Raw genomic sequence first — 1,200 nt, 5'->3', positions numbered from 1 at the left:
TGCCACGAACATCGCCGCCGCGACCCGCACCGCCAACCGAGATCAACCCAACTCATCGACGCCATCACATAGCGTCACCAGATTTACGCAATAGCCCTGGCGCAGCCCCGCAGCGCGGATCAGCCTGGTCACCCCGGCGCGTTGCCCCTGTGGCTGGTAGCAGTAGTGGAACGCCAGCTCACCGGTGCCCAGGTGCCGGCGTACCAACAGCACATGGTGGGGACTGGCGGTGGCGATCTGCGCCCACGCGTACCACCGCTGCCCCTTCGACCCGGTCCCGGCGCTACGCACCTCCCACTGATCCCGGCCAACCAGTTGCTGCACGGCTTGCTGGCAGGTCAACCGCACCCGAGCACCCGACTCGATCATGAAAGTGCAGGCCACCCGCAGCACGTACGCCTGCTCCCGCTGCTCGAAGAACTCCCGCAACTGGGTGCAGCCGCCGTAGACCTCATCCCCGCAGATCACGTCAAAGCGCACCCCGTCGGCGTACGCGTCGGCGCAGATGTCGATCGCCAGATGCCCCTTCGTGCCGAACCGCAGACCAGCCGGTAGCCCCATCGCGGCGGCGGTATCCACGTCGTCAATCTGCTCGGCCGGAATCCACTGCCGAGCACCGATCAACGCGTGCCCGACGCCCTCGCGCACGTACGACAGGTGCACCGTGTTGATGCCGTTGTCCACCCGGCCCGCGCAGCCCATGTACTGCCGCTTCACCCCACACGTGGCGGTGCCCCGCTTCTGCTGGCCGGTCTCGTCCAACGCCCCGACCACCAACCCCCGGCGGCGCCGACGGGCTGCGGTGGTCAACTCGTCGACCACGAACCGGCGCACCACGCTCATCGCCGCATCCGTGTCCCACACCGCCCGGTTCAACAACCGCTGCACACGATCCGGACTCCGGTCCCCGACATACTCGGCGATCGTCCACCCGTTGCGTCTCGGCAGGTCACTGGCCACCGCGGACACGTACTTCGTCGCCTGCTGCCACGTCTGCGTCCGCACGAAACACGACCGCAGCCGCCCCACCAGCCCGGCCCGCAACCGCTGCACCCGACCAGCGGCTATCCTGGCAGCCGCAGCCGCCCTCGATCTTGTTGTCTTCACACACACATGATCATCAGGGCGGCTGCACCCGTTCACCCACCCCACCCGCTGCGTCCACCCTGGTCAGACAGCTAATGGCGGCTGCCGTACTAG

At 67.8% G+C, this 1,200-nt stretch carries 1 pseudogene; it reads right to left on the bottom strand.

Annotated elements, in window-relative coordinates:
* Nucleotides 1-99: 99 nt before the first annotated feature.
* Nucleotides 100-1,053, bottom strand: a pseudogene (locus tag EFE23_RS27805) (IS701 family transposase); the annotation flags it as partial.
* Nucleotides 1,054-1,200 lie beyond the last annotated feature (147 nt).

It is taken from the genome of Micromonospora solifontis (genome assembly GCF_003725545.1).
Lineage (GTDB): Bacteria > Actinomycetota > Actinomycetes > Mycobacteriales > Micromonosporaceae > Micromonospora > Micromonospora solifontis.
Note: the sequence above shows the minus strand (reverse complement) of the source record. Positions and strands in the feature narration are given on the sequence as shown.